Genomic DNA, 8282 nt, shown 5'->3' with positions numbered 1-8282 from the left:
CTAGATTTTCAACAGGAGTGTTTTTCTTGTGTCTCATTTTTGGGGGCTAGTACCGACTGCTGTGTTTTTATTTCACTTCTTGTTTGTAAAACTCTTTCAAAGCATCTTGCCATGTTGGGATGACAAATCCTGTAGCCTTAGCCTTAGTCAAGCTCATTGTTGAGTTAAGAGGGCGTTTAGCTTTAGCTGGGAATTGACTTGAATCAACTGGTTTCACTTCAACATCAGTATCTTTGAGGATTTCAACCGCAAAGTCATACCAAGTTGTATCTTCTGCTGCATCGTTTGACAAGTGATAGTAGCCATATTCCTTACGGTTTTCAGCCAAATAAGTCATAAACTCTGCCAAAGTACGTGTCCAAGTTGGACGACCGTGTTGGTCATTAACGACTGTCAGCGTCTTGTGAGTTTTAGCAAGGTTTTGCATAGTGAAGACAAAATTTTTACCATAGTTACCGAACACCCAAGCAGTACGGATAATGTAGTAGTTAGTCACATGTTTTTCAACGAGCTCTTCACCCATACGTTTTGTACGACCGTACTCTGTCTGTGGATCTGGTTTATCATCAACTTCCCACTCTTGACCGACTGGTTTTTCACCATCAAAAACGTAGTCTGTTGAAATATAAACCAGCGTTGCCCCATGTTTTTCAGCAGCCTTAGCGACATTTTCAGTACCAGTCACGTTGATAGCATAGTCAAGTTCTTTACCTTCATCTTCAGCAGCATCAACAGCTGTGTAGGCAGCACAGTGATAGACTAAGGTTGGTTTTACTTCCGCAAACACTTCATCTACTTTTTCAGCATCTGTGATGTCCATTTCTGCCACATCTACTGCTACATACTCTTCGTTACGCTCGTCAAGAAGGTGACGAAGCTCGGTTCCGAGTTGGCCATTTGCACCTGTTACTAGAATCATATTTTTTCTCCTTGTAATTTTCATTAATAGCACTTTAATTTTAACAGAAAAAGGGTGAAATTTCACCCTTTTTCCTTAACAATATAAACTGGTCGTTTCTTGGTTTCTAGGAAGATCTTTGAGATATAGTTCCCGATGATACCCAAGGCTAGGAGTTGGATTCCTCCGATAAAAAGGATGATTGAGACAAGGCTTGCCCAGCCTGCAACACTCCCACCTATAGTTAGTTTTCGGATAACGACAAAGACAATTCCAACTAAAGAAATTAAGAATGAAAAGGTTCCTGCCCAAGTGGCAAGTTTCAATGGCACTTCGGAAAAGTTGATAAAGCCATCAAGAGAATACCTCAATAAACTCCAGAAAGACCACGAGGTTTCTCCAGCAACGCGTTCACGATTTTCATAAGAGACGTAGGCCACATCAAAGCCAACCCATGAAAAGAGTCCTTTTGAAAAGCGATTCACTTCTTTTAGTTCGAGAATGGCATCAACAACCTGACGAGTCATCAAACGGAAATCACGCGCCCCGTCTACCATTTCTGTGTCAGAAACTTTGTTAATTAGCCAATAGAACGTCTTGGCAAAGATGGAACGAATCGGAGGCTCCCCCTTACGGTCAGCACGACGGGTCCCGACAACATCGTAGCCTTCTTGAATTTTGGCATACATCTCGATGAGAAGTTCAGGTGGATCCTGAAGATCGGCATCCATCACTGTGACGTAATCACCTTCAGCTGCTTCTAATCCTGCAAGCAAGCCTGCCTCCTTCCCAAAATTACGAGAGAAAGAGAGGTAGTGAACATTTTCAAATTGCTTTGAAACCTGTCTCAAAACTTCCAAAGTTCGATCTTTAGAACCATCATTGACAAAATAGTAGTTGAAAATCAACTGATTGGCCATTTGTCGTTCAACTGCTTGACAGGCTTCTAGGAAAGGATGAATAGTCTCTTCTTCATTATAACAAGGGACAACGATAGCCAGTGTTTTCATAAATCTTCTCCTAACGAATACCTAGAGCGATACGAGCGTAGCGACTCATCTTTTCAATAGTCCATGCTGGTGTCCAGACCAACTTAACCTCAGTCTTAGTGACTTCGGGTACTTCTTTCATAGCGTCATAGATTTGGTCTGTCAAAAGATCTGCCAAGGGGCATCCCATAGTCGTCAAGGTCATATCGATTTCAGTATAGCCGTCTTGTTGGAAACGGATATCGTAAATGAGGCCTAGGTTGACGATATCAATCCCCAACTCTGGGTCAATGACCATTTCTAAGGCTTCCAAGATACGGTCTTTGATTTTTTCAATTTCTTCTTCAGTGTATTTTACTTCAGACATAGCTTTTCCTCCAAAATCAGGGCCTAACAATCAGGCCCCTTCCATTTACTATCTTAGTCTTCAATGAAGTCTTTAAGTTGTTTGCTGCGGCTTGGATGGCGCAATTTACGAAGGGCTTTAGCTTCGATCTGACGAATACGTTCACGAGTAACGTTGAAGACTTTACCAACATCTTCCAAGGTACGCATCTTGCCATCATCAAGACCGAAACGGAGACGAAGAACGTTTTCTTCACGGTCTGTTAGGGTATCAAGCACCTCATCCAATTGTTCACGAAGAACGACACGAGTGGTGTAATCTACTGGATTCTCGATAACTTCATCTTCGATAAAATCACCCAAATGGCTGTCATCCTCTTCACCGATAGGTGTTTCAAGTGAGACTGGTTCTTGAGCAATCTTAAGGATTTCACGAACCTTATCTGGTGTCATATCCATACGCTCAGCGATTTGCTCAGGTGTTGGGTCTTGTCCCAACTCTTGCAAGAGGTTACGTTGCTCACGTACCAATTTATTGATGGTTTCAACCATGTGAACTGGGATACGAATCGTACGCGCTTGGTCTGCGATGGCACGTGTGATTGCCTGACGAATCCACCATGTCGCATAAGTTGAGAATTTGAAACCTTTAGAGTAGTCAAATTTATCAACGGCTTTCATAAGCCCCATGTTCCCCTCTTGAATCAAGTCCAAGAACTGCATGCCACGTCCAACATAGCGTTTAGCGATTGAGACTACCAAACGAAGGTTAGCTTCTGCCAAACGTTGTTTAGCCTCCAAGTCACCATTTTCAACAGCGATAGCCAATTCTTTTTCCTCTTCGTTAGTCAAGAGAGGCACTACCCCAATCTCTTTGAGATACATACGAACAGGGTCATTGACCTTAGCTGAGTTTGAACCAATAAGCTCCTCGTCTGTAAGCTCTTCTGGTTTTGGTGCCTCAACAACATATTTAGATGAAGGATTTCCATCTTTATCAGTGATAGAGATACCACCATCTGTCAAACGTTCCAAAAGGTCATCAATCCCATCAGCATCTAGAACAAATGGGATAACTAGTTTTTCTGTGACTTCATCATCAATTGCTGTACCAGCTTTTTTGTGGTTACGAATGAAATCAGCGACTTGAACGTTAAATGCTGTATTTTGTTTTTTCTTTGCCATGTATTACTCCATATCTCGTTTTTGGGCGATGAGCATTTGCAGGGCTTCCACCGCTGCATCCACATCACCGTGGTTACTTGATTCTCTTATTTGTTTACTTTGCTTACGGAAGTCCTGTTCCCTCAGAAAATGATTTCTACGCTCTTCAATAGCCTGGACTTCCTCTAAATTGGTTTCAGGTGGCAAAATTTCCTCTAAAACCTGATAATAGGCTGTTTGTACCTCTTGAGAAAGTACAGACAAGGCTACCGTATCAATTTGACCGTCTTGCTTCAAAATATGAAAGAGTTCTTCTAACTCAGGTGTTTGGAAGAAAAAGTCATCACGCATACGATAGTCGTTTAAAATCATAGGATGATTAAGCATGCGATGGAAGAGTTGATTTTCCGCGCGACGAAGACCTGTAATCTTAGGTATAGAAGGTAGTTTGACCGTCCCTCTTAATCCCGATACTGAAGACTCATAAGCACTATGACTAGCCGCTGATAATTGAGCCGTCTGCTGATTTCTCATGGTCAACCGTTCGTTATTGACCGCTTGCTCGACTTGGAAAAAATCAAAGTCTGGCAGAAGGTCAGCCACCTTGGAAATGTAGGAATTCTGTGCCGTGACAGAAGGAGACTTAGCAATAATCTTTGCAATCTGCTCGACATAGGCAATCTCCGCTTGAAGATTGTCTACATTAGCAGGCTTGAGCTGTCCAATCCAAAATTCCACATCTGAAATACGGGACTCAACCAAGAGTTTACCCAAAGCCTCTTCAGACGTTTTCTGTAGATATTCATCAGGGTCCATATTGTCTGGAATTTTAACAATATCAACCTGAAAATCCGATAACAGTTCCAGAGACTTGGCAATCGCATTTTGCCCAGCCTTGTCACCATCATAGGTTAGAACAATTTTTTTAGTTAGTTTGCGTAGACGATTGACATGCTCAGGAGTCAGAGCTGTTCCCATAGATGCCACTGCATTAACATGCCCAGCTCTATAGGCAGCAATAACATCCATGAACCCCTCCATCAGATAAACCTCATGTGTCTTTTGTATCACTGGTTTAGCCTGATCCAAGTGGTAGAGCTCGTAGGACTTATTGAAAATACGGGTAGCCCTTGTATTTTTGTACTTGGCTTGGTCCTTCTCTATATCTTCCTTAGTCCAAACACGTCCTGAAAAACCGATTGTCTTTCCAAACTCATTTTTGAGTGGAAACATGATTCGATTTTTGAAAGTATCAAAAATGCGATTGTTTTCAGAAAGATTAAAAAGACCTGATCCTGTCAGTACCTCTTCGTCATATTTTTTTGAAACTGACTGGTAGAGATAATCTGGTTCGTCAGGAGATAGGCCAATCTGAAATGTCTTGAGTAAGTCGTCAGTCATCCCACGCTCATAGAGGTAGGCACGCGCTACTTCTCCTATCTTAGTTGTCATGAGGACAGCATGGTAAAACTTAAGCGCATCCTCATGAAGATCATAAAAAGCTTGATTAGGAGAATTTTGCTGCTTGGCTTGCCTTGGCGCATCTATATTAACTGCGATACCTAGTCGATCTGCCAGAACCTTGACACTTTCTTGAAAAGAAATCTGACGATATTCTTCTAAAAATTTGAAGACATCGCCAGACTTGCCACAACCAAAGCAATGGTAAAACTGTCTATCCTCAATAACGTTGAATGAGGGAGTTTTTTCCTTATGGAAGGGGCATAGGCCAAGGTAATTACGACCTGCGCGATTAAGACTGACAACTTCACCAATCACGTCGACGATATTGGTACTGCTCTTAATTTCTTCTATTAAAGGTTTATCAATCACCATCTAATCGCCCCCTATCTTACCATAATTGCATTACCCCTAATTATAACACGATGAAAAATGAAAGTAAAATAAAATCGATTTTTCATGAGCAAATCTCTTGTCAAGCTTTACAAAATCAGATAAACTATTAAAAGTAAATAAAAGAAAGGAATCATTGTCAAAATGATTAAAGAACTTAAAGACTTTTTGTTCAAGGGTAACGTCCTTGACCTTGCTGTAGCCGTTGTTATGGGGACTGCTTTCAACGCTATTATTACTTCACTTGTAAGTGATATCATCACACCACTTATCCTTAACCCAGTTGTTAAGGCTGCTAACGTTGAAAACCTCTCTAAATTGTCATGGAACGGTATCGCATACGGTAACTTCTTAAGCGCAGTTATCAACTTCATCATCGTTGGTACTACTCTCTTCTTCGTTGTTAAAGCTGCTGATAAAGCAACAGCTCTTGGTCAAAAACAAGCTGAAGAAGCTGCTGAAGAAGCAGGTCCATCACAAGAAGAATTGCTCGCTGAAATCCGCGACCTTCTTGCAAACAAATAATCTTTATTTGTTCAACTAAAGACATATGAAACTCAAGACGTCTGACATCCCAGACGTCTTATTTTTTGTGTCTCATGACTACTAACTGACTTATTTATTCGATGAAAAGAAAAAAACTTGAGAAGACTCAAGCTTTTTTCTATTAATTTCATTCTTAATTAGAATTTTTTACGTTTGCGAGCTGCCTCTGATTTACGTTTACGTTTTACAGAAGGTTTTTCGTAATGTTCACGTTTACGAGCCTCTTGAAGAGTACCAGCTTTAGTCACAGAACGTTTGAAACGACGAAGAGCGTCGTCAAGTGATTCGTTTTTACGTACTACTGTTTTTGACATTGAATTCACCTCCTCAAGATAATGTAACATTTTACACGTTCTATTCAAGTATACAAGACTCGTCTTTTTCTGTCAAGAAATATATTTTAAGTTTGGGGATTTTTGATATCACAGTTGACTTCTAAGCATACTAAAAACTATCCACTATACAAAAAAACTAGAGGAATCATCTCCCCTAGCTACTGATTTATTCAACTGCTGTATATTTAGAAGCATCCTTGATGTACTCGTCGTAAGTACCATTTGCTTTCAATTTATTGATGACTTTGTTAACTACTTCTTTCAATTTGTCGTTGCCTTTAGCCATAGCGACTGCTTTTGAATCGCCATCATCAACTTTGAGGGCAACACTTGCCAAAGCCAAATCTGGATTTTGTGCCACGTAACCTTCTGCTACTGGTTTTTCAAGGTCAACAGCATCAACTTGGCCAGACTTCACCTCGTTAATCGCTTCACCCATTGCTGTAAGTGATACAACTGTTGAATCTTTTAATTGTTTCTTAGCAAGACCTTCTTCAATGGTACCTTTTTGAACTGCTACTTTCTTACCTTTGAAATCATCTAGGCTTGAGTAAGTAGACTCTTGATCTTTACGAACGATGATAGCATTTTGTGTTTCGTAGTAAGGATCTGAGAAATCAAAGGTTTTCTTACGTTCGTCTGTTACTGAAATACCTGAGATAGCAAGATCAGCCTTACCTGATTGAAGGCTAGAAAGGACATTGTCAAAGCTCATTGTTGTAATTTCAAGCTTAACACCGAGTTCATCCGCAATAGCTTGTGCCAACTTGATATCTGAACCAACTACTTGGTCTTTACCATCTACCAAAGTTTTGAACTCAAATGGTGCATAGTCTGGGCTGACAGCCACGACAAGTTTTTTATTTTCTTTAATAGATTCATAAGCGTCTTTTTTTGACCCACAAGCTACCAAAGTTACGGTGGCAAGGAGAGCCATGGCTCCAAGGAATAGTTTTTTCATAAGAAACTCCTGTATAAATATAATTTTTGCTCGTTTATTTTACTTAAAATTAGTAACATTGTCAACATTTATTAAGAAATTGTGACAGTTTTTCCAAGCCCTTTTGAAGAACTTCCTTATCGCAACAATAACCAATGCGGATATGTGACTCCTTGTCAAAACGATTACCTGGAACCACAAGGACACCGTACTCCTGAAGAAGTTCTAAGGCAAACTCTTCAATAGGACGATTAATATCTAATTTGACGAAGGAAGTTGATACACTAGCAGGACGAATCCAGCTAGCCTTAGGCTCTTGGGCAATCCACGCATCCATAAGAGCTAGATTTTCCTCTACAATCTGACGATTACGTTCCAAGATGTCTTCTTTATTTTCCAAAACAAGGGTAGCCACCATATCATCAAAGACACCGGCGCAAATCATTGTGTAATCGCGGTAGTCACGTAGAATGTCTGCCACATCAGTATTAGAAGCTACCCAACCGACTCGAATACCAGGAATTGAATAGGTCTTTGAAAGACTGTTGACCGCAATTCCCTTTTCATATAAATCAACGATAGAAGGTGCGGGCTGGTCAAAACTGCGATAGACCTCATCTGAGAAGATATAGGCACCCACTTCTTTAGCGATAGCCACCAAGTCTTCAAGGTAAGCAGCATCCATAAGGGCACCGGTCGGATTGTTAGCATTGTTAATGCAGATCATCTTGGTATTGGGACGAATCAGACGACGTAGGTGGTCCAAATCAGGCAACCAGCCCTTGTCCTCCTCAACTTCCCAGAGATCCACTTCTGCTCCTAGTGACTTAGGAATGTCATAGAGCTGTTGATAGGTTGGATACATGGAGATGACATGGTCTTCTGGCTCAATGAGAGCATAGAGTGCTAACATAGTAGCTCCTGTAGCTCCGTTGGTTTGGAGGATATTATCAACTGGCATGTTTTTGTATAAGCTAGCTACCTGAGTTTTGAACTCTGGTGACCCTTCAATCCAGCCGTAATCCATCTTTTTCTTTAGTAATTGGGTAAAAAAGGCGTCCTTATCAAGACCTGATAGGTCAAATAATTCTCCCATTGTGAGGGCCTTAATTGAAACTCCTGCGATATCATAAACGGCAGATTTCTCATGGACATTAAGCCATTCTTCAACACCAAAACGTGGTAGCTTCATAGTTTCTCCTTGCTTTTCT

At 40.8% G+C, this 8282-nt stretch carries 9 protein-coding genes; 1 reads left to right on the top strand and 8 read right to left on the bottom strand.

Translation table 11 applies throughout. The features are described 5' to 3' along the window. Positions 1-67: 67 nt before the first annotated feature. From rfbD to dnaG, 5 genes are all read right to left on the bottom strand, one after another. Positions 68-919 carry a dTDP-4-dehydrorhamnose reductase gene (gene rfbD / locus RWZ99_RS08100; RefSeq protein WP_314677886.1) on the bottom strand — a complete coding sequence of 284 codons (852 nt, stop codon included), beginning with the start codon at positions 917-919 and terminating at the stop codon, positions 68-70. A 62-nt stretch (positions 920-981) separates the two neighbouring features. Next, positions 982-1908, bottom strand: a complete 927-nt coding sequence (locus RWZ99_RS08095; RefSeq protein WP_314677884.1) for a glycosyltransferase family 2 protein — start codon at positions 1906-1908, stop codon at positions 982-984. Positions 1909-1918: 10 nt separating this feature from the next. Then, positions 1919-2254 carry a metal-sulfur cluster assembly factor gene (locus tag RWZ99_RS08090; protein ID WP_002891474.1) on the bottom strand — a complete coding sequence of 112 codons (336 nt, stop codon included), beginning with the start codon at positions 2252-2254 and terminating at the stop codon, positions 1919-1921. 53 nt (positions 2255-2307) lie between these two features. Continuing rightward, positions 2308-3417, bottom strand: coding sequence for an RNA polymerase sigma factor RpoD (gene rpoD / locus RWZ99_RS08085; RefSeq protein ID WP_314677868.1), 1110 nt, complete (start codon positions 3415-3417; stop codon positions 2308-2310). Positions 3418-3420: 3 nt separating this feature from the next. After that, positions 3421-5232, bottom strand: a complete 1812-nt coding sequence (gene dnaG, locus RWZ99_RS08080; RefSeq protein ID WP_314677865.1) for a DNA primase — start codon at positions 5230-5232, stop codon at positions 3421-3423. A gap of 162 nt (positions 5233-5394) precedes the next feature. On the opposite strand from dnaG, the gene mscL reads away from it, so the two are divergent. Then, the gene (gene mscL / locus RWZ99_RS08075; protein WP_314677861.1) at positions 5395-5775 is read left to right on the top strand and encodes a large conductance mechanosensitive channel protein MscL; all 381 of its coding nucleotides are present in this window, start codon (positions 5395-5397) and stop codon (positions 5773-5775) included. Between the two features lie 158 nt (positions 5776-5933). Here mscL and rpsU read toward each other — a convergent pair whose 3' ends face one another. The 3 genes from rpsU to RWZ99_RS08060 all read right to left on the bottom strand — a co-directional run bounded on the left by rpsU (position 5934) and on the right by RWZ99_RS08060 (position 8263). Beyond that, the gene (rpsU, locus tag RWZ99_RS08070) at positions 5934-6110 is read right to left on the bottom strand and encodes a 30S ribosomal protein S21 (RefSeq protein ID WP_002884573.1); all 177 of its coding nucleotides are present in this window, start codon (positions 6108-6110) and stop codon (positions 5934-5936) included. A 187-nt stretch (positions 6111-6297) separates the two neighbouring features. Next, entirely contained in the window at positions 6298-7092 is a 795-nt protein-coding gene (locus RWZ99_RS08065) for an ABC transporter substrate-binding protein (protein ID WP_314677859.1), read from the bottom strand. A 61-nt stretch (positions 7093-7153) separates the two neighbouring features. Continuing rightward, the gene (locus tag RWZ99_RS08060; RefSeq protein WP_314677888.1) at positions 7154-8263 is read right to left on the bottom strand and encodes an aminotransferase; all 1110 of its coding nucleotides are present in this window, start codon (positions 8261-8263) and stop codon (positions 7154-7156) included. Between the last annotated feature and the right edge of the window lie 19 nt (positions 8264-8282).

This window comes from uncultured Streptococcus sp. (genome assembly GCF_963545685.1).
Lineage (GTDB): Bacteria > Bacillota > Bacilli > Lactobacillales > Streptococcaceae > Streptococcus.
Note: the sequence above shows the minus strand (reverse complement) of the source record. Positions and strands in the feature narration are given on the sequence as shown.